Raw genomic sequence first — 24,941 nt, forward strand, 5'->3', positions numbered from 1 at the left:
TTCTTTCTTTCTTTCTTTCTTTCTTTCTTTCTTTCTTTCTTTCTTTCTTTCTTTCTTTCTTTCTTTCTTTCTTTCTTTCTTTCTTTCTTTCTTTCCCAACTCCCCCAGTTCGGATGTGAATAAAAAAAACCAGGAAGTAAGTTTTCTGACATTGTTCATTCTTCATGAACGTCAGAAGAAAACTACTTCCTGGTTTTTTTTATACTCAGAGGATACCCCCCTTCCTCTTACTCTGCCATATTGTTATAAACAGCCTGTACATCGTCATCATCTTCCAACTTATCAATAAGTTTGAAAACATCAAGCGCCTGTTCTTCAGAAATAGGCGTTGTGGACATAGCAATCCTCTCCAATTTCGCGCTTTTCATTTCAAAGCCTAAATCTTCCAGCGCCTTCTGCATCTTACCAAAATCTTCAAACGCAGTTTGAACAACAGCGATATCATTGCCCTCTTCATCAGACTCCAGATATAGCTCTTCCAAACCAGCATCGATCAACTCGAATTCCAGCTCTTCCAGATCCTTCTCCCCCGGTACAAATCTAAAAATAGACTTACGGTTAAAAATAAAATCCAGAGAACCGGTTTTTCCTAAAGAACCACCAGTTTTACTAAAGTAACTACGTACGTTAGCTACAGTTCTGTTCGTATTATCAGTAGCAGTTTCGATTAATATAGCTACACCATGAAGTGCATATCCTTCGTAAACATGCTCCTCGTAACCATTCTCATCCTTATTAGAAGCCCTTTTAATTGCAGCATCCACTCTGTCTTTCGGCATATTTACCGCTTTAGAGTTTTGGATTGCTGTACGTAAACGTGAATTCGTATCAGGATTCGGACCACCGTCCTTTACTGCCATTACAATCTCTTTCCCTATACGGGTGAACTGCACGGCCATTTTAGCCCAACGCTTAAATTTTCTTTCTTTTCTAAACTCAAATGCTCTTCCCATGGTATAAATTATATAGGTTTACCCTATCTTTTTTAAATTGTTTAACATATCAATCGTCATTTTTGACAGATCAAATTCAGGCTTCCAACCCCAGTCACGTCTTGCAATCTGATCATCCATTGAACGGGGCCAGCTTGAAGCGATCTGTTGACGGGGATCGTTAGCAGTATAAGTTAATGTAAATTCCGGAATATGTTTCCTTATTTCCGCTGCCAAAGTTTCAGGCGTAAAACTTACACCGGCAAAGTTGTAGCTCGAACGAATAGAAATACGGTCTGCCGGAGCATCCATCAATTCTATTGTTCCACGGATCGCATCATCCATATACATCATTGGTAATTCCGTTTCAGCAGAAAGGAAAGAAGCATAACTCGCTTTCTTTAATGCATCATGAAAAATATGTATTGCATAATCCGTTGTACCACCACCCGGAGCAGCTTTCCAGCTAATTAAACCTGGGTAACGGATACTGCGTACATCAAGACCAAATTTCTGATGGTAATACTCACACCATCTTTCACCTGCTAATTTACTGATTCCATAAACAGTATTTGGATCCATCACACAGTATTGTTCAGTTTGATCCTTCGGAGAGTTAGGCCCGAATACCGCAATCGAGCTTGGCCAGTAAACTTTAGCAGTTTTATACACTATCGCCAGGTCAAGAATATTCAGCAGACCATTCATGTTCAGGTCCCAGGCAAGTTTTGGATTCTGCTCACCGGTAGCCGATAGTAAGGCAGCCAGCAAATAAACCTGACTAGGTTTATATTTATTAAAAATGGTATTTAAAGTATCCTTCTCTAAAACATTAACGAACTCAAAAGGTCCTGAATTCTTAATGTCATAATCAGGACGTCGGATATCACAGGCCACTACATTGTCTTCACCATAAGTTTTGCGCAGTGCAGTCACCAGTTCAGTTCCTATCTGCCCATTAGAGCCTAATACTAGTATTTTTTCGGTCATTGGTCTTTTGATTTTGGCAAAGGTAAAAAATTGCACGAAACCTGTTGAAAAATGTTTTTACACAGGGATTGTTTATATTTAATAAGCGGTGTGAAAACAGCCCTTAAAACGGTGTTTGGACACCCTTTTGCTAAATCCTTATTTAGAATGAATATAGGGTGTAACAAAAGCAAGAATATTGAGAATTAAATACCAATATTTTGTTCGTTACGTCTATTTTTTTTCTATTTTTAGTAGTTGATAGTGTATAAACAACACCTTAAATAACCAAATATCAAAGTATGGAAAGAAGAGACGCAGTCAGAAACATTGCCTTTTTAATGGGAGGCGCATTATCTGCTACTACAATCGGAGTATTTCTTGACAGCTGTAACACCCCTTCTACTAAAAAAGGATCGGGACTATTTTCAGCAGATCAGGACCAGTTGATCACTGAAGTAGCAGACATTATTATCCCATCTACAAAAACACCAGGTGCAAAAGCAGCAGGCGTTGGACCATGGATTTCAATGATGGTTAGGGATTGTTATCCTAAAGAGGCACAGGACGTTTTTGTCAAAGGCCTTGAAGATCTGGAAGCCCGTTCTAAAAAACAATACAATAATTCGTTCCTTAAAATTTCGGTAAAAGAACGCGGAGAGTTACTTGGAAAAGTAAGAGATGAGACGGTTGCTGCTCAGAAAGCTGATGGCGAAAAAGCCGCAGCCGCAGAAAAAGCGAAAGGAACTGGAAAAGCATTAACAAATACTGTTAAAGCTGCTAAATATGGACCACAAGGCCCATCTTACTTTTTTGCCATCGCGAGAGATTTAACCCTGCTAGGTTATTTCACCTCAGAAATCGGCGCTACACAGGCGTTAGAATACATTGACGTTCCCGGCCGTTACAATGGCTGCGTCGATTTAAAACCTGGACAAAAAGTTTATTCTTCTTAATCTATTTACAAAACACATGAATTTAAACACAAAAGCAACCGCACAAAATACATACGATGCTATCGTAGTCGGATCAGGAATAAGTGGAGGATGGGCAGCAAAAGAACTTACTGAAAAAGGACTTAAAGTTCTGTTACTTGAACGCGGCAGAAACATTGAACATATAAAAGACTATACTACAGCAATGAAAAAACCATGGGAGTTTGAACACCGTGGTAAATTAACTGAAGCACAAAAAGACGCACACCCAGTACAAAAGCGTGATTATCCTTACCAGGAATTCAATGAGAGCTTCTGGGTAAATGACCACGAATGTCCGTATACAGAGGTAAAACGTTTTGACTGGTACCGCGGATTTCACGTAGGTGGAAAATCATTGATGTGGGGCCGTCAAAGTTACCGCTTCAGTGATCTGAACTTTGAAGACAATAAAAAGGATGGTCATGGTAATGATTGGCCAATCAGATATAAAGACTTAAGTCCGTGGTATGACCATGTAGAAAAGTTTGCAGGAATTAGTGGTCAGGTAGAAAACTGGCCGGCTTTACCTGATGGACACTTTCTGCCACCAATGGAAATGAATTGCGTGGAAAAAGATGTGAAGAAACGTATAGAAGATAAGTGGAAGAAATCACGTATCATGACTATTGGCCGTACAGCCAATCTGACTGTTCCCCATGGAGGAAGAGGAAGTTGTCAATACCGTGACAGATGTAGCAGAGGGTGTCCTTTTGGCGCTTATTTCAGTACACAGTCTTCTACCCTTCCAGCTGCTGTAGCTACTGGAAACCTTACTTTACGCCCTTTCTCTTTAGTTGATCATATTGTTTATGATAAAGAAACACAGAAGGCAACAGGTGTAGTCATCATCGATTCAGAAACTAAAGAAAATATAGAATATTTTGCAAAGATTGTCTTTGTAAATGGCTCTACTTTAGGTAGTACCTTCTTATTGTTAAATTCCACTTCTGCTGAACATCCTAATGGTTTAGGTAATGGTAGTGGTGAGCTTGGACACAATTTAATGGATCACCATTTCCGTTGCGGTGCTTCGGGAGATGCGGAGGGTTTTGACGACAAATATACTTACGGCCGCAGGGCGAACGGTATATATGTACCAAGATACCAGAATATGGGTAGCGATAAACGTGATTATTTACGTGGATTCGGTTATCAGGGTGGTGCAAGCCGTACAGGATGGCATAAAGATGTTGCTGAACTTGCTTTTGGCGGCGACTTTAAAGATCTGATGACGCAGCCAGGTGCCTGGAAAATGGGATTAGGCGGTTTCGGTGAATCTCTTCCTTACCATGAAAACAGAGTTTATATCGATAAAACCAAAAAAGATAAATGGGGAATGCCGGTATTGGCTATTGACTGTGAGTTTAAAGGTAACGAAGAAAAAATGCGTATTGATATGATGAATGATGCAGCAGAAATGCTTGAAGCAGCAGGGATCAAAAATGTACAAACTTATGACGCGGGATCAACTCCGGGTATGGCTATCCATGAGCAAGGAACAGCCCGTATGGGAAATGACCCTAAAACTTCAGTATTAAATAAATGGAACCAAATGCATGAAGTGAAAAATGTATTTGTAACAGATGGATCTTGTATGCCATCGATTGCTTGTCAAAATCCTTCGCTGACTTTTATGGCCTTAACAGCCAGAGCAGCAGATTTTGCAGTAAGTGAACTAAAAAAAGGTAATCTTTAATGAACGGTAAAATAAGAATGGGGATGATCGGTGGCGGTAAAAATGCTTTTATAGGCGCCGTCCACCGTATTGCAGCCAATATAGATGGTCAGATAGAACTGGTTTGCGGAGCTTTAAGTTCCAATCCTGAAACCGCTAAGGAATCAGGTGAATTATTGTTCCTGGCAGCAGATAGAAATTACGGGACTTACCAGGAGATGATCGAAAAAGAGAGTCTCCTGCCTGCAACTACACGAATGCATTTTGTAACCATTGTTACGCCAAATTTTGCACATTTCGCACCTGCAATGATGGCATTGGAACATGGTTTCCACGTGGTTATTGACAAGCCGATCAGTTTAACACTGGCAGAGGCTAAACTACTCAGGGCTAAAGTATTGGAAACAGGTTTGACTTTAGCGCTGACCTATACCTATTCTGGTTATCCGATGGTTAAACAGGCGCGCCAGATGGTAAAGGATAATGCTTTCGGGAAAATCAGAAAAATCCTGGTAGAGTATCCTCAGGGCTGGTTAAGTTTACCTTCTGAACGCGATGGCAATAAACAGTCTGCGTGGAGAACCGATCCTTCGAAAAGCGGGATCAGTGGCTGTATGGGTGACATCGGAACACATGCTGCACAGCTTGCCGAATATATTTCAGGTCTGGAGATTACAAAAATCTGTGCAGATCTGAATATTATGGTAGATGGCCGCGCGCTTGATGATGATGGAAACGTATTGCTGAAGTTCGACAATGGTGCGAATGGAGTTTTAGTGGCTTCACAGATTGCTGCGGGAGAGGAAAATGCATTAAAGATTAAAGTTTACGGGGAAAAAGGGAGCCTGGAATGGCACCAGGAAGAACCGAATACGCTGAAAGTAAAATGGCTGGATGCACCTGCTCAACTCTATCGTTCGGGACAAGGTTATTTAACCCCGGCGGCACAATTTAATGCAAGAACACCAGCCGGGCACCCTGAAGGTTATCTGGAAGCTTTTGCGAACATTTACCGAAATTTCGCGTTAACTTTAAAAGCAAAGCTGCAAGGTGAAACCCCTACTCCGGAGATGTTAGATTTCCCTGGTGTAGAGGATGGTGTACGTGGAATGGCATTTATAGAAAATGTAGTAGCCTCAGGGCTGTCAGATCAGAAATGGTTTGATTTTAAAATATAAATAACGATGACAACAATCAAAGGACCAGCAGTTTTTTTAGCCCAGTTTATTGGAGACCAGGCCCCGTTCAATTCCCTTGACGGGATTTGTCAATGGGCAGCAGATTTAGGGTTTAAAGGTATACAAATGCCTACCCTGGACAACAGATTTATTGATTTGCAGCAAGCAGCAGAAAGTAAAACCTATGCGGACGAACTGAAAGGAAAAATCAATTCATACGGTCTGGAAATCACAGAACTTTCTACACATATTCAAGGTCAGTTAGTCGCAGTTAATCCTGCTTATGATAAGGTATTTGATGGTTTTGCACCAGCTGCTTACCAGAATAACCCTGTGGCCAGAACAGAGTGGGCAGTACAGCAGCTGAAATATGCAGCCAAAGCTTCCCAGAATCTTGGTTTGAATGCACATGCTACTTTTAGTGGTTCACTTTTATGGCATATGTTTCATCCATGGCCGCAAAGACCAGAAGGATTAGTCGAGGAAGGTTTTAAGGAACTTGCCCGCCGCTGGTTACCGATACTAAATGAATTTGATACTTGTGGTGTAGATGTTTGTTATGAGATCCACCCTGGTGAAGATTTATTTGACGGGATAACGTATGAGATGTTTTTAGAGCAGGTAAATTTCCATCCGAGAGCATGTTTATTATATGATCCGTCACACTTTGTATTACAACAACTGGATTACATCCAATATATTGATCTTTATCATGAAAGAATTAAAGCTTTCCATGTAAAGGATGCAGAATTTAACGCGACTGGCAGACAAGGTACTTTTGGCGGTTACCAAAGCTGGGCAAACCGCGCAGGCCGTTACCGTTCTCCGGGAGATGGACAGGTAGATTTCAAAACTATCTTCAGTAAGCTGGCACAGTATGATTTTAAAGGCTGGGCAGTAATGGAATGGGAATGCTGTATTAAAGATTCTGAGACTGGCGCAAGAGAAGGTGTTGAGTTTATTAAAAACCACATCATTCCGGTCACAACCAGAGCATTTGATGATTTCGCTGCGACAGGTGCAGATTCAGAATTCAACAAACAAATATTAGGTATAAAATAAATAGTAAACACAAAAACACACACAATGAAAAAGACACTGTTAATTTTGGGATGTATTAGTTTAGCAATAGCATCTTGCGGAAATCCGGGATCTACTACTGAAGGATCAACTACAGCAGCTTCAACAGATACTGAAACTACGGTAAAAGCACAAACTCCATCAGAAATGTTGCCTGGTGAAAAACTAATAGCTACAGCAGATTGTATCGGCTGCCATAACAAAACTCAAAAGGTAATCGGGCCTGCCTATGTAGATATCGCAGCAAAATATCCTTCAAGCGAAGAAAACATCAATAAATTAGCTGATGTAGTGATTGCAGGAAGTAAAGGAACATGGGGTGATCTGCCAATGACTCCTCACCCTAACTTAAGCAAAGAGGACGCTAAACAAATGGTGACCTGGATCTTGTCACTGAAAAAATAAGTTCTCCGGAACACCAACATACCCCTATCTAACCAAATAGTATTAAGCATGGAAAAAACCAACAAAGAGATAGACGCGTCTAACAGGCGTTCATTTCTTAAGACAACAGCAATAGCCGCAGCTTCATTTATGATTGTGCCCCGTCATGTACTGGGCGGCAATGGATTTATAGCACCGAGTGACAGATTAATAGTAGCAGGAGTTGGTGCAGGTGGGAAAGGTGGTTCGGATATTGCAAATTTTGCCAAAAGCGGAAAAGCAGATATCGGATTCTTATGTGATGTAGATACAAACAGAGCTGCGGGATCAGTGAAAAGCTTCCCTAAAGCTAAGTTTTATAAAGACTGGCGCGAGTTACTGGATAAAGAACATAAAAACTTTGATGCGGTTAGTGTTTCTACACCAGACCATAGTCATGCTATGATTGCCCTTGCAGCAATGCAGCTGGGTAAACATGTTTATGTTCAAAAACCACTGACTCATGATATTTATGAAGCCAGAAAGTTAACTGAAGCAGCCAAAAAATATAAAGTGGTTACACAAATGGGTAACCAGGGCGCATCAAATGATGGCCCCCGTCAAATGAAGGAATGGTATGATGCAGGCCTGATTGGGGATGTACATACTGTTTATGCGTGGACAGACCGTCCGGTATGGCCGCAAGGTATTCCATGGTCTGCAAATAAAGCGGACATTCCTAAAAACCTGGATTGGGATTTATGGCTGAACAGTGCTCCTTACAAGGATTACGTAGAAAAGCTTGTTCCTTTTAACTGGAGAGGCTGGTGGGATTATGGAACTGGTGCATTAGGAGATATGGGTTGCCATTTGCTGGAAGCTCCTTTTAGTGTGCTTGGTTTAAAATATGCTGCTGAGGTTGAAGCCAGTGTGGGTTCTGTTTATGTGGATGAATTTAAACGTGGTTATTTCCCGGATAGTTGCCCGCCTTCAAGTCATGTGACGTTAAAATTCCCTAAAACCGCTAAGACTCAGGGTGATGTTACTGTACATTGGATGGATGGTGGTATTCAGCCAACGCGTCCGGAAGAACTGGAAGCGAATGAAGTATTTGGTGACGGTGGTAACGGAACGTTATTTATCGGAACAAAAGGAAAAATGATGAGTGAAACTTATAGTGCAAATCCTCGTCTTTTACCATTGAGCCGCAATAAAGACATTAAAGTTCCTGAGAAATTTGCCCGTGTACCGAATGGTGCAGAAGGTCATTATGCGCAATGGGTTGAGGCTTGTATCGCTGGTCATGGCAAAAAAGAGCTGAGTTCTCCGTTCGAAATTGCAGGCCCGCTTACTGAAGCTTTATTAATGGCTAATCTTGCCATCAGGGCAAATGATGTACAACGCAAAGATGCGAATGGAAAAATCAGTTATCCTGGCAGAAATATCAAACTGTTATGGGATAATGACAATATGAAAGTTACCAATTTTGATGCTGTAAACCAGTACGTCAAACGCGAATATCGCAAAGGATGGACACTGGGAGCTTAATTTTATCTAAAACAACTTATATGAAGACTTACGCGATTTCTGCGATACTGGTATTTACAATGATTGGCTTTAATGCACAAGCTCAAAGTTCAAAAAAAGGGTTTACTTCTTTGTTTGATGGAAAAACAACTAAGGGATGGCATAGCTATGGCAAAACTTCTGTCGGAAAAGGATGGAAAGTTGAAAATGGTGCGATACATCTTGATCCTAAGTCTAAACAAAAAGATGATGGTGATTTAGTAACGGATAAAGAATATGCAAACTTCCATTTGAAAATTGACTGGAAAGTGGCTCCTAAATCTAATAGTGGTATTTTATTCCATATCAACGAAAATCCGGAGAAATACAATCAAACTTACAGTACTGGTCCTGAAATGCAGGTAATTGATAATGATGGTCACCCTGATGGAAAGATTATCAAACACCGTGCAGGTGATTTGTACGACCTGGTAAAAAGCAGTTCAGAACCTGTTAAACCAGTGGGGCAATGGAATACTGCCGAAATTATTAGCAATAAAGGCAAATTAGAGTTTATATTGAATGGCGTAAAAACAGTTTCAACTACACAGTTCGATGAGAACTGGAAAGCACTGATCGCAGGAAGCAAGTTTGCTAAATGGGATGGTTTTGGAACCTTTACAAAAGGAAAAATTGCATTACAAGATCATGGGGACGAAGTTTGGTTCCGTAATATTATGATCAAAGAATTGTAAGTATATTAAATTCTGATACACCTTAAAAACATTTAAACTATATGATGAATATCAATACCCGTATTAAATTATCAACTATGATGTTCCTGGAGTTCTTTATCTGGGGTTCATGGTTTGTTACGCTGGGTACTTTCTTAGAAAAAAACCTGCACGCTACAGGTGCAGACTCAGCTGCTGTATTCTCTACGCAGTCGTGGGGAGCGATTATTGCCCCATTTATTATCGGACTGATTGCCGACAGATTCTTTAACGCTGAGAAAATTCTTGGTGTGCTGCATCTGATCGGAGCGGTATTAATGTACCAGATGTATACAGCTACGGACGTAAATGTATTCTATCCTTATGTTTTAGGTTATATGATCCTGTTCATGCCTACCCTGGCTTTAGTGAACTCGGTCTCATTTAACCAGATGAAAGATGCTGAAAAAGAGTTTTCAAATATCAGATTCTGGGGTACTATCGGATGGATTGTTGCCGGGTTATGTATCAGTTACCTGTTTGTTTGGGATTCTAAAGCCCATATGGACTCAGGTATGCTGAAAAACACGTTTGCAATGGCTGGGATAGCTTCTCTGGTTTTAGGTTTGTTTAGTTTTGCACTGCCAAAAACACCACCAAAAGTGGCTAAAGGGGAAAAAATCAAGATCTCGGATATTTTAGGTTTAGATGCCTTGAAGTTATTAAAGGATAAAAACTTTGCGATCTTCTTTGTATCGGCGATCTTAATCTGTATTCCTCTGGCTTTCTATTATCAGAATGCAAATCTTTTCTTATCTAATATTGGTGTAGAGGAACCTACTGGAAAAATGGCAATCGGGCAAGTATCAGAAGCCTTATTTCTTTTAATGATCCCTGTGTTCTTTAAAAGGTTCGGTTTTAAAGCAACTATCCTGGTCGGCATGATTGCATGGGCAGTTCGTTATGCTTTATTCGCTTATGGTAATGCTGGTGAATTAAGCTTTATGTTAATTATTGGTATTGCTTTACATGGTGTATGTTATGACTTCTTCTTTGTATCAGGTCAGATTTACACGAATTCAAGAGCTGGAGAAAAATATAAAAGTGCTGCTCAGGGTTTAATTACTCTGGCTACTTATGGTGTAGGGATGCTGATTGGCTTCAAAGTTGCTGGTATGATTACTGACAGCTATAAATTAGTTGATGGCTCTGTAGACTGGAAAATGGTCTGGATTATCCCTGCGGGAATTGCACTGGTTGTATTCTTACTTTTCACTCTTTTCTTTAATGAAAAGCGTAAAAGAGTTGTGGACACCCAATTTAACGAGGTTTAAGGATGGCAACCGGTCAAAGCCGCAGAAATGCACTGAAAACAATGATTACAGGTTCAGCAATTTTGGGACTGTCTTCTGCGATGCCATCCTATGCTGCGGAACGCGAATCAGACAATGCTCCTATAAAGAGTAACGCTCCTTTAAAAGGGAATGTAAACCATTCTGTTTGCCGCTGGTGTTTTAGTGATATTGAGTTGGACGAACTTTGTATCGCCGTTAAAGGAATGGGCTTGAAAGCAATAGACCTCGTGGGGCCTGCTGAATGGCCTGTTTTGAAGAAACATGGGTTGTATTCTTCGATGTGTAATGGCGCAGAGATTAATTTGACCGATGGCTGGAATGATAAAACGTTTCATCCTAAATTGATAGAGAATTATGCTAAAATGATTCCGCTGGTAGCAGAAGCTGGTTATAAAAACCTGATTTGTTTTAGCGGAAGCCGCAGAGGCAAAACTGATGAAGAAGGCTGGAATAATTGTGTGGAAGGATTAAAGCAGGTGATCGGGCTTGCTGAGAAACACAATGTAGTACTGGTGATGGAATTATTGAATAGTAAAGTTGATCATAAAGATTATCAGTGTGATCATACTGCATGGGGTGCTGAACTGGCTAAAAGACTGGGTTCAGAGAACTTTAAATTACTATACGACATTTATCATATGCAAATTGATGAAGGTGACGTTATTCATAACATCAGGACTTATCATCCGTATATTGCACATTACCATACTGCTGGTGTACCCGGCAGGAATGAAATAGATGATACGCAGGAGCTTTTTTATCCTGCAATCATCAAAGCTATCCTGGCAACAGGTTTTAAAGGATACATCGCACAGGAATTTATTCCTAAACAGAAGGATAAACTTCAGTCCTTAAGAAACGCGGTTAAAATTTGTGACTTATAAAGATTTAATTATGAACTCAAGAAGAAATTTCATCAAACAGGCGGGTTTAGCTGCGGCAGGTGCTGTGGTCTTACCCTCACTAACCTTTGCTGCTGCCCCGGCTAAAGTTGTTGGTTTACAACTATATTCATTAAGAGCACAGTTGCCGGCTGATGTAGCTGGAACCATTGCTAAAGTTGCAAAGGCTGGCTATAAAGAAGTAGAAACTTATGGTTATTCATTAAAAGATAAGTACTGGGGTTTAGATCCTAAAGCTTTTAAAACTTTACTATCAAATAATGGATTAACTGCACCAAGCGGACATTATGGAATGGATCATTTCATTTCAACTGGTAATGCAGATGAGCTTAAAAGTTATATCGAAGCAGCGAATACAATTGGCAGCAGTTATATCGTAGTTCCTTATTTAGGAGATAACCTGCGTAAAACAGAAGATGACTGGAAAAAAGTTGCAGCCAGATTAAATGAAGCTTCAGCGATCTGTAAAGCAAGCGGACTGGGCCTGGGTTACCATAACCATAACTTTGAGTTTGTAAAATACGGAGAAACTACGGGTTATGACATCCTTTTAAAAGAAACAGATCCAAAAGCTGTTAAGTTTGAAATGGACTTATACTGGGTTGTAAGATCAGGTAATGATCCGATCAAATTATTTACTGATCACCCGGGACGTTTCCCAATGTGGCATGTAAAGGATATGGACAAGGTTGACAATACGATTAATACAGAAGTAGGCTCTGGAAAGATTGACTTTAAGGCAATCTATAAAGGCGCTAAACTAGCAGGATTAAAACACCTGATTGTAGAACAGGAGAACTACAGCATTGATCCATATGTGAGTATTAAGCAAAGTGCAGATTACGTCAAAAAGTCAATCTTATAAATAATGTATTTAAAAGGCGGGCTTAAATAAGCCCGCCTTTTTTTGTGCAGTAAGCTAAGGAAAAAGCGAAGTTTTTTCCCATATTTGAAATATGATATATTATCATTAATAAACTTTAAATAAAATCATTAAAAATGAAAATTGCAGTTGTAGGTGCTACTGGTTTAGTAGGCACTGTTATGTTAAAAGTACTAGAAGAGCGTAATTTCCCGTTGACCGAACTAATTCCGGTTGCATCTGAGAAGAGTGTTGGTAAAGAAATCACATTTAAGGGTAAGAAGTTCAAGGTCGTTAACATGGAAACAGCAATTGCAATGAAACCTGATGTGGCTTTATTCTCTGCGGGTGGAAGTACTTCCTTAAAATATGCTCCTTTATTTGCAGAAGCAGGAACAACGGTAATTGATAATTCATCTGCATGGCGCATGGATCCATCTAAGAAACTGATTGTACCAGAGGTTAATGGACACGAATTATCAATTGATGATAAAATCATTGCTAACCCGAACTGTTCAACGATACAAATGGTAGTGGCTTTAAAACCATTACATGATAAATACAGAATTAAACGTGTAGTTGTTTCTACTTACCAGTCTGTTACCGGAACTGGTGTTAAAGCTGTGGAGCAAATGATGAATGAGCGTAAAGGTATTTTAGATGGCCCGATGGCTTATCCTCACCAGATCGACTTAAATGTTATTCCTCAGATTGATGTATTCGAAGAAAACGGATATACTAAAGAGGAAATGAAAATGATTAAAGAAACCCGTAAAATTATGGGCGACGATAGCATCCGCGTGACCGCAACAACGGTAAGGATCCCTGTAATGGGTGGTCACTCAGAATCTGTGAACATAGAGTTTGAGAGTGATTTTGATGTCGCTGAGATCAGGTCAATTTTAGAGAAAACAGAAGGTATTATTGTAGTGGATGATATTGCAAATCTTAAATACCCTATGCCAAAAGACGCACATGAAAAAGATGAGGTTTTTGTAGGTCGTATCAGAAGAGACGAATCTTTGCCAAACACTGTAAATATGTGGATTGTTGCGGATAACCTGCGTAAAGGTGCTGCAACGAATACAGTGCAGATTGCTGAATTTTTACTAAGAAAAGAACTGATCTGATCCGGTTCTTTAAAAATACAGGATGTGGTGTTAATCTGGCAAAATGCTGGAATAACACCACATTTTTTGTTATTAGTCTTTTGCTTTCCCGTTATTTGCAATAGATTTATCCGATACAGATGTTAAAAAAATCAATAGTATTCTTGTTTGTGCTTTCGCACAGTTTTTCTTTTGCACAGAGCCCTGTACAAAAGTTAACACAATCCTTTAATACATTATCAGAAGATAAGCAAGCAAAGTATGCGATTGCTTCCATCTGTGTTTTAGATGCCAAAACAGGAAAACAATTGTATGCAAAGAATGAAAACATCGGCCTTGCTACTGCTTCTACGCTAAAAACAATCACTTCAGCAACTGCATTCTCCATTTTAGGCAAAGATTTCCATTATCAAACTACGCTGGGCTATAGCGGGAGCATTAGTGCTGATGGCACCTTAAAGGGAGATTTGATGATCACAGGCGGCGGCGACCCTACCCTGGGTTCTCCCCGTTATGCAACCAGTAAAGAGAGTATTGTATTAGCGCAATGGGTAGCTGCAATCAAAGCAGCAGGTATTAAAAAAGTTGAGGGTAAAGTAATTGGTGATGATGGTGTCTGGGGTACGCAGTCTGCACCTGATGGCTGGATATGGCAGGATCTTGGTAATTATTATGGTGCCGGCACTTCTGCCCTAAGCTGGAGAGAAAATCAATTCGACATTAAACTCCGTCCGGGAAATCCGGTTTCAGTCCTTAAAACTGTTCCAGAAATGCCATACCTCACTATAGTTAACGAATTAAAACCAGGTATGGCAGGCAGTGGAGATCATGCTTATGCTTACCTCCCGCCGTTATCAAATATAGCTTACCTGAGGGGCACATGGGCAACAGATATACAAAAACAGGGCATTGCAGCAGCATTACCTGATCCGGCTTACGAAGCGGCATTTCGCCTGAAAGATACTTTAGCTAAAGCCGGGATACAGGTTACTGAAGCTCCGGTAACAAGCCGTCAGCTTTCCGCTGCTAAATTACCTTTACCAGCAATCAAGCAAAATCTGAGTACGATAACCTCTCCTGCTTTGCCTGAGATTGTTTACTGGTTAAATAAAAAAAGTATCAATTTATATGCTGAACATCTTTTAAGAACTATAGCCTGGAAATCGGGCGTTGCTGCTACGACAAGCAATGGTGCAGCCGCAGAGGTTAAATTCTGGGCAGCAAAAGGCTTTGACAAAAATGCTTTGAACATTATTGATGGCAGCGGGCTTTCACCAGCCACCAGGGTAACAACTTCGGCCATGGCCAATATCCTTTTCCAGGTACAACAGGAAAACTGGTTCCCGGATTTCTATAAATCTTTACCAGAATACAACGGAATGAAGTTAAAAAGTGGTACAATCAATGATGTTTCTGCATTTGCAGGCTATTATACAGCCGATAATGGCAGTAAATATGTAGTTGTGATTAATATTAACAATTATTCAGGCTCTGGAATCAATAGCAAACTGTTCAAAGTGCTGGATGCCCTTAAATAACAATATTTTCTCCACAGAAACCCCGTATTTATCCACAAATTGCTAAATTGCAACCTTTTACCAATTTCACAAGCACAAGCCCCTCTTCATTTTATGAATAAATTCTTACCTTTTATATGCTGCCTTCTTTTTTACACAAGCACATATAGTCAACAAATGGGATCCGGAACTTCTACTTCTTCAGTTATAGATAGCAATACTAATTTCACCAGCAGACCACCTGAGTTTTCAATAATTCCTGAGCCGGTTTCTTTGTTAAAGACCAATGGTTCTTTCACTTTACCAGATAAAGTAGTTGTTTTAGCTACTCCGGAGATGAAATTCGTAGTGGATTACCTGAAGGAAAAACTATCCGTTCCTACGGGTAAGTTTGTTGCTGAATTTGCACATACACAGGCTACAGGAACAATCAGATTAGTACTCAATCCCAGACCAGATGCAACTTTAGGCAATGAAGGTTATCAGCTTTCGGTAACGCCAGCGATGATCGTCATTAAAGCGAATCAGGCTGCCGGACTGTTTTATGGTGTTCAAAGTTTATTACAGCTTTTCCCAAAAGAAATAGAATCCAAAGAGCTGGTTGAAGGGGTAACCTGGAAAATTCCGTGTGTAGAAGTTACTGACTATCCACGGGTAGCCTGGAGAGGGTTAATGTTTGATGTAGCCCGCCACTTTTTCACGAAACAAGAAGTAAAGCAATACATTGATGCAATGGTCCGCTATAAGTTTAACCTGCTTCATCTTCACCTGACCGATGATGAGGGCTGGAGACTGGAAATTAAAGGTTTGCCAAAATTAACTGAGGTAGGTGCATGGAATGTTAAAAAAGTAGGTGACTTCGGTACTTTCAGTACACCAGGAGCTGATGAACCCCGTACTTATGGTGGTTTTTATACGCAGGACGATGTGAGAGAACTGATTAAATATGCCAAAGACAGATTTGTAGATATTTTACCAGAGATCGATGTTCCCGGACATAGCCTGGCAGCAGTTGTATCTTATCCGGAACTATCTTGTACCCCGGGTGCAGAAACTTACCGTGTACGTTCAGGAGAACGTATTATGGACTGGTCAAAAGGTGCCCCTCCAATTGCATTGGTAGATAATACCTTATGTCCGGCCAATGAAAAAGTTTATGCTTTTCTGGATACTGTGATTACACAGGTTGCCGCATTATTTCCTTTTGAATATATTCATATGGGCGGTGATGAAGCTCCGATAAATTACTGGCAGAAAAGTGATGCAATTAAGGCTTTGATGTTAAGAGAAGGTTTAAAAGATATACACCAGGTTCAGGGGTATTTCGAAAAGAGAGTAGAGAAAATTGTAGAGTCGAAAGGCAAGAAATTTATGGGCTGGGATGAGATTATGGAGAGTGATATACCAGCAGGTGCAGCAGTGATGAGCTGGAGAAGTCCAAAATTCGGTATAGAGGCTTCCCGTGCTAAGCATGAGGTTGTAATGAGCCCACAGGGGACTAACTACCTTGATTTGATGCAGGGTGATGTGACCTCCGAATCTAAAGTCTATAACACTGTTCGTTTAGGCAAAGCTTATGAATTTGATCCTGTTCCGGCCGGAGCAGATCCTAAATATATCAAAGGAGGACAGGGTAATTTATGGGCAGAACAAGTTTATAATATCCGTCAGGCAGAATATATGACCTGGCCAAGAGGTTATGCGATTGCAGAATCTGTATGGTCTCCGAAAGAGAAGAAAAACTGGACTAATTTCACGGGTAAAGTTGAGCAGCATTTTCATAGAATGGACATTGCCGAAACTAAATATTCACCAGCAATTTATGATCCTATCGTCAAAGCAAGCAGAACCGCCGATAAACAGGTGATGGTTGAACTGACTACCGAAATTGATGGACTGGATATTTATTACAGCTTTGACAATTCGACCCCGGATAGATTTTATCCAAAATATACAGAGAAAGTGGTCATCCCCAAGGATGCCAATCAAATGCGTGTGATTACCTACAGAGGTAAACAGGCGATCGGCAGATTGTTAACTATAGCTGTTGATGATTTAAATAAAAGAGCAGGAAAAAGATAAGCGGTTGAGATATTTCGTACACATCAGTTATAATGGTTTACAATACAATGGCTGGCAAAAACAGCTCAATGTGTTGAATATTCAGGGCGTGATAGAAAACGCCCTGACCCAGATTTTTAAAGTGCCGGTCTTCATTAATGGATGCGGCAGAACGGATGCGCAGGTTCATGCCAGCCAGTTCTTTTTCCATATGGATATTGAGCAGGAATGGGATTTCGATCTGATCTTCAGGCTCAACAAGTTACTTCCATTAAATATTGCTGTTTATGATATAATACCGATGGAAGGTTTACCTCATGCCCGGTTTGATGCGGTACAGCGTGCTTACGATTATTTCCTGCATACTTATAAAGACCCGTTTTTAAACGGCCTTAGTTCTTACTATCTGCTGGAGAACCTGCAATGGGATCAAATGAAAGCGGCAGTTGCTCTATTGCCGTTATACAAAGATTACCGTGCATTTTGTACCAGCCCGGATAAATATGAACATACTTTATGTTATGTGAGATCTGCCAGTTTAATGGTGGATGACAAGGGAGAAAAAATGAGATTTCAGATCTCTTCTAACCGGTTTTTAGGAAAGATGATCCGCATTATTATGGGACAGCTATTAAAAATTGGTCAGGGTACGCTCAGTGTAGATGAGTTTGAAAGCCATCTGATCAGTAAAAAAACTCCTGCATTAATTACGCCGGCACACCCTCAGGGGTTATACCTTTCTAAAGTAACTTATCCGTATTTGAACCTCCCTCCAAGGGTAGATTTCTCTGCTGTTCTTCAAAAACATGCAGATACGAACTGGAAAGCACTCTGATATTATTTACGCTCAGGTGAGATTCGCGCATTTAGAAACTCTTATTTTTGTGGAAATTTAAAGATTATGAATTTCCACACCAGAAAATGGATCAAACCCGAAGACTTAAATCCTAATGGAAGCTTATTTGGCGGTAGTTTGTTAAGATGGATAGATGAAGAAGCGGCAATTTACGCTATTGTTCAACTAGGCAATCCAAGAGTTGTTACCAAATATATTTCAGAAATCAACTTTGTAAGCTCTGCAAAACAGGGAGATATTATTGAGATGGGGATTACTGCAATCGCTTTCGGAAACACTTCTTTGACGATGCGTTGTGAAGTACGCAACAAGATCACCAGAAAAAGCATTTTAACAATTGATAAAATGGTCTTTGTAAATGTTGATGAATATGGCAATCCTGTTGCACACGGCAGAAAAGAGATCAAATTTATAGAAGAGCAGTTCGCTGCCGAAGATAATTAGTTCCGGGCCAGGATTTCTGCGCGGATATCGTCGGCGGTCAAGCTGATCCCACTCATTACCAGAGATGCTTTAGTATAAAATGGCTCACGTTCAGCCAGTTTACCTTCAATAAATTCAAGCACGCCTTCGGGGGTCAGATTACGCAGCAGCGGGCGCTTGGCGATTCCACTTTCCAGGCGTTTGGCCAGTGCGGCTGGCGGCATCTCAATATAGATCGTTGTCCCATTGGCGTTCATCCACTCTATATTATCAAAGAAGCACGGTGTGCCCCCTCCTGTTGCAATGACACAGTTTTTAGGGTAATCAAAAGCCTGAAGGGTTTCACTTTCTAATTTACGGAAAGCTTCTTCTCCATGAGTTGAAAAATAATCGCCTACAGTGAGCCCTGTATTTTTCTCAATCTGGTGATCCAGATCAATCAGGTCATAACCCAGTTTAGTCGCTAATTTTCTTCCCAGCGTACTCTTGCCGCATCCCATAAAACCAATTAGAAATATCTTCATTAATTATTCAATTTTACCCTTGGGTCAACAAGGGCGTATAACACGTCTACAAAAATATTAATTACTACGAATACCAGTGCAATAAAAAGAATCGATCCCATCACTACAGGGAAATCGGACATCTCCAAAGCTCTGACCGTAGCCCTGCCCAGCCCATTATAACCAAAAATATATTCTACAAAGAAAGAGCCGGCAAGTAAAGATGCAAACCAGCCGGAAATCGCTGTAATTACAGGGTTCATTGCATTCTTTAAGGCATGCTTATAAATGATCGCATTACGGCCCAATCCTTTCGCACGCGCGGTACGGATATAATCCTGTGCCAGTATATCCAGCATAGTTGTTCTGGTGAGCTGCACGATAATTGCCAGCGGGCGCAGTCCAAGTGTAAGTACTGGCAATATCAGGTTTTTCAACGTGAGCACCTCTCCTTTAAAAGGATCATAACTATATAAACTCCCCGACATATTCAGTCCTGTATACGGGCCGAGTACAAAGCCGAAAAACCAGGCGATAATAATACCTGCAAAAAAAGAGGGTGCTGATAAACCCATGATCGCAAAAGCATTGACAGAATGATCAATCCAGGTGTTTTTATACACTGCTGATAGTACGCCTAATAAAACACCTGAGAGCGTGGCAAACAGCATAGCCGTTGCAGCCAATACGAAGGTGTTAGGGACAGTTTCGGATAGTATGGTTGATACTTCCCGCTTTGTTTGATAAGATCGTCTCAGATAGGGCCATTTCAGGGCAATAACATTTTCCGGAGCATAATTAATCAAACGGATATAATGATACTTTTCCTGTGTCGGTTTATTATCTTCATGAAAACCTACCGGAGAAAGGTCATTCAGAAAAAGAACAAATTGCATGGGCTTAGAGCGGTCTAATCCAAATTCTTTACGGACAGCTTCTAAGGATTGGACGTCAGCACGCTGCCCTAGTGTCATCCTTGCCGGATCGCCTGGAAGAATGTTGAACAGGACAAATACAACTACGACCACACCCGCCATCACAGCGAGCCCGTAGCAGAATTTCCTGAGCGCGTAAAACCACATCTGATTTACTTATTGAAGTAAGTGGCTTTTAATTTTTCCAGTGAAGGCAGTGACTGGTAACTCCATTTATTAATTACAACCCCGTTTTTCATTAGTACGATACCAGGATTGGCTCTGACCATACTTTTTAAGGGTACAGCATCTGCATAAAATATCTCTGCAAACAATTTATGCTGTTTACTGAATACCGCAGCATCCTGAGCAGAATTAGAAGTCAGCAATACGGTGCGGATATTGAATTGTTCAGTCAGATCCAGCGTCATTGCATTCAATTTCCCTATAGCATCTTCATCCGTATGATTCAGGTTATAAGCAACAATCAAAATATTATAATATGGATTTTCTATCAGTTCTTTGGTATAGTCTGTGCCTGAGGCGTCACTGATTACCAGATCCTTGATTTTAGCTTCATAACCTTTTTTTATCAGTTTCTGTACCGGCTGACCTACGATTTCCCAGTTATTGTCTTTCCAGATTTCTGTTTTCAGATAATCTTTATCACTCATTTCTTTGGTTTCTCCGGTCGCTTTATTTTTCAGCTTATACATAATCAGATACAGATCCGGTTCTGCTCCGGCGGGGATTTTCATCGCCTCTGGTAAGCTGGCTCCTTTTTTATAAGGTAAAAAGTCAAGTATAGGAAGATAGGTATAAGTGTAGATACTAAAAATTACAGAAAGTGCCACTACAGCGATCAGGCCAATTTTTTGCTGACCTGGATTTGTGGTAAGCGGCAAAATCTTATTGCGGTTGATAAACAGGTATACGATTAGTACCAGTAAAATCAGATCTTTCGAAAAGGACTGCCATGGGGTTAAAGGAATGGCATCTCCGAAACAGCCACATGAAGTTACTACTTTAAAAGCAGCGGAGACAAAGGTCAGAAAAGTAAAAAAGATGATAATCCCAAGCAGGCCTGTAGCCACTTTCTTACCCCAGAAACCAAATAACAATAACGCACCCAATACAATTTCAAGCACACAAAGAAAAATGGCTATTCCGGTTGCATAAGGACTAAAGACAGAAATATGAAATACATCAAAATATTCCTCCAGCTTATAGCCGAACCCGAGCGGATCGTTGGCCTTGATCAGACCAGAGAAAATAAAAAGTATACCTACAAATATTCTTGAAAAATTCAGCGCAGCTTTGTTCATCTTTTTACAGCTATTTTATGTATTGATATTATTTGACATCCATTCTGATCAGTGCAAAAACTGCATAGTTCAGCATATCCTGATAATTGGCAACCACGCCTTCTGAGGCTACAGTTTCTCCAAGATTATCTTCAATTTGTTTCACCCTGAATACTTTCATCAGAATAAGGTCGGTCAGTGAACTGACTCTCATATCTCTCCATGCTTCACCGTAATCGTGATTTTTGGCTAACATCAAATCTTTTGTTTCTTTTACCTTCTGATCAAAAAGAGCTTCCACTTTTGCCAGTTCCAGTTCGTTCGGGTCATCCGCTGTCATTTCACTTTGCATCATCGCAATAACACAGTAATTGATAATACCGATATATTCAGGAATAATCCCCTCTCCAACCTTCGAAACTTTCTTCTCTTCCAGGGTACGGATACGCTGGGCTTTAATAAACAACTGATCGGTAATAGAAGATAAACGCAGGATACGCCAGGCTGTTCCGTAGTCTTTGGTTTTCTTTAAAAAAAGCGATTTACAAACCGCAATTACTGAGTCGAATTCTTGTGAGGTATTTGTTGCCAAAACAATTAAAATATTTAGAGTCTGATAAATTTTAAACGGCTATTTTAATACTGTATTTTTGTACAGAATGATGGCTAAAGATACATTTTTAAACCGAAAAATAACACTTAACCTAAAAGGTGAACTCCTTGATTTAAGCCGTCCATGTGTGATGGGCATCCTGAATTTAACCCCTGATTCTTTCTACAGCAACAGCAGAATGGGGTCTATTGATGCGGCATTGGAAAGAGCAGAAACCTGCCTTGAAGAAGGTGCTGCTTTTATTGATATCGGCGCTTATTCTTCCCGTCCCGGAGCAGCTGAAGTCACTACAGAGGAGGAACTTCAGAGAATGATTCCTGCAATTACCGCAATCAGTAAAAGGTTTCCGGAAGCTAAGCTATCTATTGATACATTTCGTGCTAAAGTTGCCAAAGAAAGTATTGAGGCGGGAGCGCATGTAGTGAATGATATTTCGGGAGGAAACCTTGATGAAATGATGTTTGAGACTGTTGCAGCATTAAATGTACCTTATATCCTGATGCACATGCAAGGTACGCCACAAACTATGCAGCAAAAGCCGGTTTATAAAAATATAGGACTTGAAGTAGTAGATTATCTCGCAGAAAAAGTGAGTACATTAAAAGCGCTGGGTGTTAAAGATATTATTCTGGATCCTGGTTTCGGCTTTGCTAAAAATACGGCACACAATTACCAGTTAATGAATCAGCTGGAAAACCTGGATGTATTCGGTTTACCGGTATTGGTTGGTATTTCAAGAAAATCGATGATTTATAAATTATTGGGCATTACGGCCGATGAAGCATTGAACGGAACCTCGGTATTAAATACAATTGCATTACAAAAAGGTGCATCAATTTTACGTGTACATGATGTAAGAGCTGCTGTTGAGTGTGTCGCAATTGTCGAAAAAATGCAACAATCTTAATATTTTCCTAACTTGGCAACAATGAAAGGCTTTGACTTTGATTTTCTAACGATAACAGTTACGGATGTAGTGGACATTTTGTTCGTTGCGTTCCTGATCTATTATACTTATAACCTGATTAAAAATACACTGGCAGTTAATTTACTGCTGGGTATGTTTATCATCCTGATCCTGTGGTTTGTGGTGGACGCCTTAAATATGCGCCTTTTATCAACCATCATTAACAAGTTCATGAGTGTGGGGATTATTGCATTGATTGTAATTTTCCAGCCTGAAATCAGGCGGTTCTTACTGTTGATTGGTAAAAACACCTTTTTACAGAAAAACAAAGCCTGGTGGGGATACTTATTTGGCAGCAAAGATATTGAACGTGATAACCTGGTCAGGATCAAACCCATTATTGATGCTTGTAAAAGTATGAAGAAGTCCAGAACAGGGGCTTTGATTGTATTTGTTAAATTTTATGATGATCAGTTATTTGCCAATAGTTGCGAACTGATAGATTCTAAGATCTCCAAACGTTTATTAGAAAGTATATTTCAAAAATATAGCCCTTTACATGATGGAGCGGTGGTTATTGCTGAAAATAAGATTAAAAGTGCCAGCTGTATCTTACCGCTGACAGACAATGATAAATTGCCTCCGCAGTTCGGTTTACGCCACCGCGCCGGAATTGGTGTCTCTGAGACTACAGACGCTGTTGCAGTTATTGTATCGGAAGAAACTGGTGAAATTGCTTATGCAAAACAAGGCAGGGTAAGGATGAATGTTTCTTTCGGGGAACTGGAAAAACTACTGAACAAGGATTTTTAAGGGCAATAAAAAATCCGGTACAAAGACCGGATTCCTTACCGGTATACACCGGATATATCTTTTAAGATATCAATTAGCAATATTGATCAAAAGCACCTTTAAGGTTATCAGCGATCATTTGAGCTGCACGTCCTTCAATTTGGTGACGTTCAATCATATGTACTAATTTGCCGTCTTTGAACAATGCCATAGCTGGTGAAGACGGAGGGAAAGGTACCATGTAGCTTCTTGCTCTGTCTACTGCTTCTTTTTCCATTCCTGCAAAAACAGTAATCATTTTATCAGGGTGTTTCTCATTAGCGGCTGCTAATTTTGCTGCTGGTCTTGCATTTGAAGCTGCACAGCCACAAACAGAATTCACAACTACAAAAACAGTTCCTTCTGAAGAAATCGCGTTGTCCACATCTTCCGCAGTTTTCATTTCTTCAAAACCTACATTCGTAAGTTCTGCACGCATTGGTTCAACTAAATATTCTGGATACATATATAAAAGCTTTAATATTATTCAATTTTAATATACAAAGGTACTGCACTGTTACATAGCATCAAAGGAATACTCCTGGAGTGAACAGTTTTTTACCTTGAAATTACTTTGAACCGGCAGCCTTGTAAACCCGGATCTAACAGGATTAAATGATTTCAAAAGCCGTTTTTCCCTTTGGAATATAGAACATCATATCCAGCATCAGTTCTTCTTTGGTTTCTTCATTCACCAGGTATAAAGCAGATTCACCATTAATTTTCTTCAATGCAGCCATCTTTCCGTTTCCATAAGTTTGCAGCACAGCATTGGCAGGAATAGGTGCGACTTTAAATCCAGCCTCAAAATCTTCTATTAAACCGTTAATCCTTGCACTGGCCTGTTGCGGACTCATATACATGGAAGTGACCATAATATGTTCTCTGTTAGTAATCATCTCTTTAAAATGATCGTATCTCTTATTATTAATTAATGTAGCAATATGCTGATAAGCTGTTCTCAGCTTATCATTCATATCTTCCACATCTTTCAGGTTAGTTCCGTCCTTCCAGCCTTTCAGCTGATAAGGGACAGTAGCATTAAAAGTTAACTGGTGGCGTAAAACCGGTATTTTTTGTTCCTCTTTTACTGGCGCAAATTGATAAGTTACCAGTTGCTCTTTAAATACAAAGTCTCTGTCTACATCATATAACTTGATATTAAATTTAAGCATTGCAGCAGGGTCAAGACTCAGCTGCCCGGAATGCGGGAGTAAAGTTGCAGAAATAGTTTGCACACCACTCTCCAGAATAGAGAAATTTACTGGAGTCATAGAGGCAACCTGCCCCGGAATATCCAGTGTCATTACAGAAATATCGTTAATGCGGATTTCAAACATGCAATGTGCCACACTGAAATCGACCATATAATAGGGTTGCCTCATCAGATC

The 24,941-nt window shown here is 40.1% G+C and carries 25 protein-coding genes; 17 read left to right on the forward strand and 8 right to left on the reverse strand.

What is annotated here, in order from left to right; all coding sequences use genetic code 11:
* Positions 1 to 227 precede the first annotated feature (227 nt).
* Complete coding sequence (locus HDE70_RS17260) at positions 228 to 953, reverse strand: YebC/PmpR family DNA-binding transcriptional regulator (RefSeq protein ID WP_183870059.1); 726 nt, start codon at positions 951 to 953, stop codon at positions 228 to 230.
* An 18-nt stretch (positions 954 to 971) separates the two neighbouring features.
* Positions 972 to 1,922: an NAD-dependent epimerase/dehydratase family protein gene (locus tag HDE70_RS17265; RefSeq protein ID WP_183870060.1), complete on the reverse strand. Its 951-nt coding sequence runs from the start codon at positions 1,920 to 1,922 to the stop codon at positions 972 to 974.
* 281 nt (positions 1,923 to 2,203) lie between these two features.
* Here HDE70_RS17265 and HDE70_RS17270 point away from each other — a divergent pair, with 281 nt between their 5' ends.
* From HDE70_RS17270 to HDE70_RS17340, 15 genes are all read left to right on the forward strand, one after another.
* Positions 2,204 to 2,857: a gluconate 2-dehydrogenase subunit 3 family protein gene (locus HDE70_RS17270; protein ID WP_183870061.1), complete on the forward strand. Its 654-nt coding sequence runs from the start codon at positions 2,204 to 2,206 to the stop codon at positions 2,855 to 2,857.
* A gap of 16 nt (positions 2,858 to 2,873) precedes the next feature.
* Positions 2,874 to 4,574 carry a GMC oxidoreductase gene (locus tag HDE70_RS17275; protein ID WP_183870062.1) on the forward strand — a complete coding sequence of 567 codons (1,701 nt, stop codon included), beginning with the start codon at positions 2,874 to 2,876 and terminating at the stop codon, positions 4,572 to 4,574.
* Positions 4,574 to 5,731: a Gfo/Idh/MocA family protein gene (locus tag HDE70_RS17280; protein WP_183870063.1), complete on the forward strand. Its 1,158-nt coding sequence runs from the start codon at positions 4,574 to 4,576 to the stop codon at positions 5,729 to 5,731. The genes HDE70_RS17275 and HDE70_RS17280 overlap by 1 nt, the downstream gene beginning before the upstream one ends.
* Before the next feature lie 6 nt (positions 5,732 to 5,737).
* Positions 5,738 to 6,793 (forward strand): sugar phosphate isomerase/epimerase family protein, encoded by a 1,056-nt coding sequence (locus HDE70_RS17285; protein ID WP_183870064.1) that lies wholly within the window; start codon positions 5,738 to 5,740, stop codon positions 6,791 to 6,793.
* A gap of 24 nt (positions 6,794 to 6,817) precedes the next feature.
* Complete coding sequence (locus tag HDE70_RS17290) at positions 6,818 to 7,216, forward strand: c-type cytochrome (RefSeq protein ID WP_183870065.1); 399 nt, start codon at positions 6,818 to 6,820, stop codon at positions 7,214 to 7,216.
* 48 nt (positions 7,217 to 7,264) lie between these two features.
* Positions 7,265 to 8,722 (forward strand): Gfo/Idh/MocA family protein, encoded by a 1,458-nt coding sequence (locus HDE70_RS17295; RefSeq protein WP_183870066.1) that lies wholly within the window; start codon positions 7,265 to 7,267, stop codon positions 8,720 to 8,722.
* Positions 8,723 to 8,742: 20 nt separating this feature from the next.
* Positions 8,743 to 9,435: a DUF1080 domain-containing protein gene (locus tag HDE70_RS17300; protein ID WP_183870067.1), complete on the forward strand. Its 693-nt coding sequence runs from the start codon at positions 8,743 to 8,745 to the stop codon at positions 9,433 to 9,435.
* A 44-nt stretch (positions 9,436 to 9,479) separates the two neighbouring features.
* Positions 9,480 to 10,727, forward strand: a complete 1,248-nt coding sequence (locus tag HDE70_RS17305) for a nucleoside permease (protein ID WP_183870122.1) — start codon at positions 9,480 to 9,482, stop codon at positions 10,725 to 10,727.
* Positions 10,728 to 10,729: 2 nt separating this feature from the next.
* Entirely contained in the window at positions 10,730 to 11,632 is a 903-nt protein-coding gene (locus tag HDE70_RS17310; RefSeq protein WP_183891386.1) for a hydroxypyruvate isomerase family protein, read from the forward strand.
* A gap of 10 nt (positions 11,633 to 11,642) precedes the next feature.
* Complete coding sequence (locus tag HDE70_RS17315; RefSeq protein ID WP_183891387.1) at positions 11,643 to 12,515, forward strand: sugar phosphate isomerase/epimerase family protein; 873 nt, start codon at positions 11,643 to 11,645, stop codon at positions 12,513 to 12,515.
* A 134-nt stretch (positions 12,516 to 12,649) separates the two neighbouring features.
* Entirely contained in the window at positions 12,650 to 13,642 is a 993-nt protein-coding gene (locus HDE70_RS17320; protein WP_183870070.1) for an aspartate-semialdehyde dehydrogenase, read from the forward strand.
* Between the two features lie 119 nt (positions 13,643 to 13,761).
* Positions 13,762 to 15,159, forward strand: coding sequence for a D-alanyl-D-alanine carboxypeptidase/D-alanyl-D-alanine-endopeptidase (gene dacB, locus HDE70_RS17325; RefSeq protein WP_183891388.1), 1,398 nt, complete (start codon positions 13,762 to 13,764; stop codon positions 15,157 to 15,159).
* A 156-nt stretch (positions 15,160 to 15,315) separates the two neighbouring features.
* A complete protein-coding gene (locus HDE70_RS17330) occupies positions 15,316 to 17,220 on the forward strand; it encodes a beta-N-acetylhexosaminidase (RefSeq protein ID WP_183891389.1) in 1,905 nt (634 codons plus the stop codon).
* A gap of 4 nt (positions 17,221 to 17,224) precedes the next feature.
* Positions 17,225 to 18,034 (forward strand): tRNA pseudouridine synthase A, encoded by an 810-nt coding sequence (locus HDE70_RS17335; RefSeq protein ID WP_183870073.1) that lies wholly within the window; start codon positions 17,225 to 17,227, stop codon positions 18,032 to 18,034.
* A 66-nt stretch (positions 18,035 to 18,100) separates the two neighbouring features.
* The gene (locus HDE70_RS17340) at positions 18,101 to 18,499 is read left to right on the forward strand and encodes an acyl-CoA thioesterase (protein WP_183870074.1); all 399 of its coding nucleotides are present in this window, start codon (positions 18,101 to 18,103) and stop codon (positions 18,497 to 18,499) included.
* Here the strand turns inward: HDE70_RS17340 and HDE70_RS17345 are convergent.
* Genes HDE70_RS17345 through HDE70_RS17360 form a run of 4 tightly spaced genes read right to left on the reverse strand, consistent with a single transcriptional unit; the run spans position 18,496 to position 21,791 of the window.
* Entirely contained in the window at positions 18,496 to 19,002 is a 507-nt protein-coding gene (locus HDE70_RS17345) for a shikimate kinase (RefSeq protein WP_183870075.1), read from the reverse strand. The genes HDE70_RS17340 and HDE70_RS17345 overlap by 4 nt on opposite strands.
* Positions 19,002 to 20,063, reverse strand: coding sequence for an ABC transporter permease (locus HDE70_RS17350; RefSeq protein ID WP_183870076.1), 1,062 nt, complete (start codon positions 20,061 to 20,063; stop codon positions 19,002 to 19,004). Before HDE70_RS17350 ends, HDE70_RS17345 begins: the two co-directional genes overlap by 1 nt.
* 5 nt (positions 20,064 to 20,068) lie before the next feature.
* Complete coding sequence (locus HDE70_RS17355) at positions 20,069 to 21,220, reverse strand: BT_3928 family protein (RefSeq protein ID WP_183870077.1); 1,152 nt, start codon at positions 21,218 to 21,220, stop codon at positions 20,069 to 20,071.
* Between the two features lie 28 nt (positions 21,221 to 21,248).
* Positions 21,249 to 21,791 (reverse strand): DUF1599 domain-containing protein, encoded by a 543-nt coding sequence (locus tag HDE70_RS17360; protein WP_183870078.1) that lies wholly within the window; start codon positions 21,789 to 21,791, stop codon positions 21,249 to 21,251.
* 70 nt (positions 21,792 to 21,861) lie between these two features.
* Here HDE70_RS17360 and folP point away from each other — a divergent pair, with 70 nt between their 5' ends.
* Both folP and cdaA read left to right on the forward strand, forming a co-directional pair.
* The gene (gene folP, locus HDE70_RS17365; RefSeq protein ID WP_221302105.1) at positions 21,862 to 22,719 is read left to right on the forward strand and encodes a dihydropteroate synthase; all 858 of its coding nucleotides are present in this window, start codon (positions 21,862 to 21,864) and stop codon (positions 22,717 to 22,719) included.
* 21 nt (positions 22,720 to 22,740) lie between these two features.
* On the forward strand, positions 22,741 to 23,532 hold the full coding sequence (gene cdaA / locus HDE70_RS17370) for a diadenylate cyclase CdaA (protein ID WP_068406022.1): 792 nt from the start codon (positions 22,741 to 22,743) through the stop codon (positions 23,530 to 23,532).
* Between the two features lie 73 nt (positions 23,533 to 23,605).
* Here the strand turns inward: cdaA and HDE70_RS17375 are convergent, their stop codons facing one another.
* Positions 23,606 to 24,016, reverse strand: coding sequence for a BrxA/BrxB family bacilliredoxin (locus HDE70_RS17375; RefSeq protein WP_111635497.1), 411 nt, complete (start codon positions 24,014 to 24,016; stop codon positions 23,606 to 23,608).
* Between the two features lie 145 nt (positions 24,017 to 24,161).
* A complete protein-coding gene (locus tag HDE70_RS17380; protein WP_183891391.1) occupies positions 24,162 to 24,935 on the reverse strand; it encodes a hypothetical protein in 774 nt (257 codons plus the stop codon).
* Positions 24,936 to 24,941 lie beyond the last annotated feature (6 nt).

It is taken from the genome of Pedobacter cryoconitis (assembly GCF_014200595.1).
Lineage (GTDB): Bacteria > Bacteroidota > Bacteroidia > Sphingobacteriales > Sphingobacteriaceae > Pedobacter > Pedobacter cryoconitis_C.

Excerpts from the sequence above, each read along its gene's own strand:
- HDE70_RS17260 (WP_183870059.1), bottom strand. The coding sequence starts at position 953 with ATGGGAAGAGCATTTGAGTTTAGAAAAGAAAGAAAATTTAAGCGTTGG.
- HDE70_RS17265 (WP_183870060.1), bottom strand. The coding sequence starts at position 1,922 with ATGACCGAAAAAATACTAGTATTAGGCTCTAATGGGCAGATAGGAACT.
- HDE70_RS17270 (WP_183870061.1), top strand. The coding sequence starts at position 2,204 with ATGGAAAGAAGAGACGCAGTCAGAAACATTGCCTTTTTAATGGGAGGC.
- HDE70_RS17275 (WP_183870062.1), top strand. The coding sequence starts at position 2,874 with ATGAATTTAAACACAAAAGCAACCGCACAAAATACATACGATGCTATC.
- HDE70_RS17280 (WP_183870063.1), top strand. The coding sequence starts at position 4,574 with ATGAACGGTAAAATAAGAATGGGGATGATCGGTGGCGGTAAAAATGCT.
- HDE70_RS17285 (WP_183870064.1), top strand. The coding sequence starts at position 5,738 with ATGACAACAATCAAAGGACCAGCAGTTTTTTTAGCCCAGTTTATTGGA.
- HDE70_RS17290 (WP_183870065.1), top strand. The coding sequence starts at position 6,818 with ATGAAAAAGACACTGTTAATTTTGGGATGTATTAGTTTAGCAATAGCA.
- HDE70_RS17295 (WP_183870066.1), top strand. The coding sequence starts at position 7,265 with ATGGAAAAAACCAACAAAGAGATAGACGCGTCTAACAGGCGTTCATTT.
- HDE70_RS17300 (WP_183870067.1), top strand. The coding sequence starts at position 8,743 with ATGAAGACTTACGCGATTTCTGCGATACTGGTATTTACAATGATTGGC.
- HDE70_RS17305 (WP_183870122.1), top strand. The coding sequence starts at position 9,480 with ATGAATATCAATACCCGTATTAAATTATCAACTATGATGTTCCTGGAG.
- HDE70_RS17310 (WP_183891386.1), top strand. The coding sequence starts at position 10,730 with ATGGCAACCGGTCAAAGCCGCAGAAATGCACTGAAAACAATGATTACA.
- HDE70_RS17315 (WP_183891387.1), top strand. The coding sequence starts at position 11,643 with ATGAACTCAAGAAGAAATTTCATCAAACAGGCGGGTTTAGCTGCGGCA.
- HDE70_RS17320 (WP_183870070.1), top strand. The coding sequence starts at position 12,650 with ATGAAAATTGCAGTTGTAGGTGCTACTGGTTTAGTAGGCACTGTTATG.
- dacB (WP_183891388.1), top strand. The coding sequence starts at position 13,762 with ATGTTAAAAAAATCAATAGTATTCTTGTTTGTGCTTTCGCACAGTTTT.
- HDE70_RS17330 (WP_183891389.1), top strand. The coding sequence starts at position 15,316 with ATGGGATCCGGAACTTCTACTTCTTCAGTTATAGATAGCAATACTAAT.
- HDE70_RS17340 (WP_183870074.1), top strand. The coding sequence starts at position 18,101 with ATGAATTTCCACACCAGAAAATGGATCAAACCCGAAGACTTAAATCCT.
- HDE70_RS17345 (WP_183870075.1), bottom strand. The coding sequence starts at position 19,002 with ATGAAGATATTTCTAATTGGTTTTATGGGATGCGGCAAGAGTACGCTG.
- HDE70_RS17350 (WP_183870076.1), bottom strand. The coding sequence starts at position 20,063 with ATGTGGTTTTACGCGCTCAGGAAATTCTGCTACGGGCTCGCTGTGATG.
- HDE70_RS17355 (WP_183870077.1), bottom strand. The coding sequence starts at position 21,220 with ATGAACAAAGCTGCGCTGAATTTTTCAAGAATATTTGTAGGTATACTT.
- folP (WP_221302105.1), top strand. The coding sequence starts at position 21,862 with ATGGCTAAAGATACATTTTTAAACCGAAAAATAACACTTAACCTAAAA.
- cdaA (WP_068406022.1), top strand. The coding sequence starts at position 22,741 with ATGAAAGGCTTTGACTTTGATTTTCTAACGATAACAGTTACGGATGTA.
- HDE70_RS17375 (WP_111635497.1), bottom strand. The coding sequence starts at position 24,016 with ATGTATCCAGAATATTTAGTTGAACCAATGCGTGCAGAACTTACGAAT.
- HDE70_RS17380 (WP_183891391.1), bottom strand. The coding sequence starts at position 24,935 with ATGAGGCAACCCTATTATATGGTCGATTTCAGTGTGGCACATTGCATG.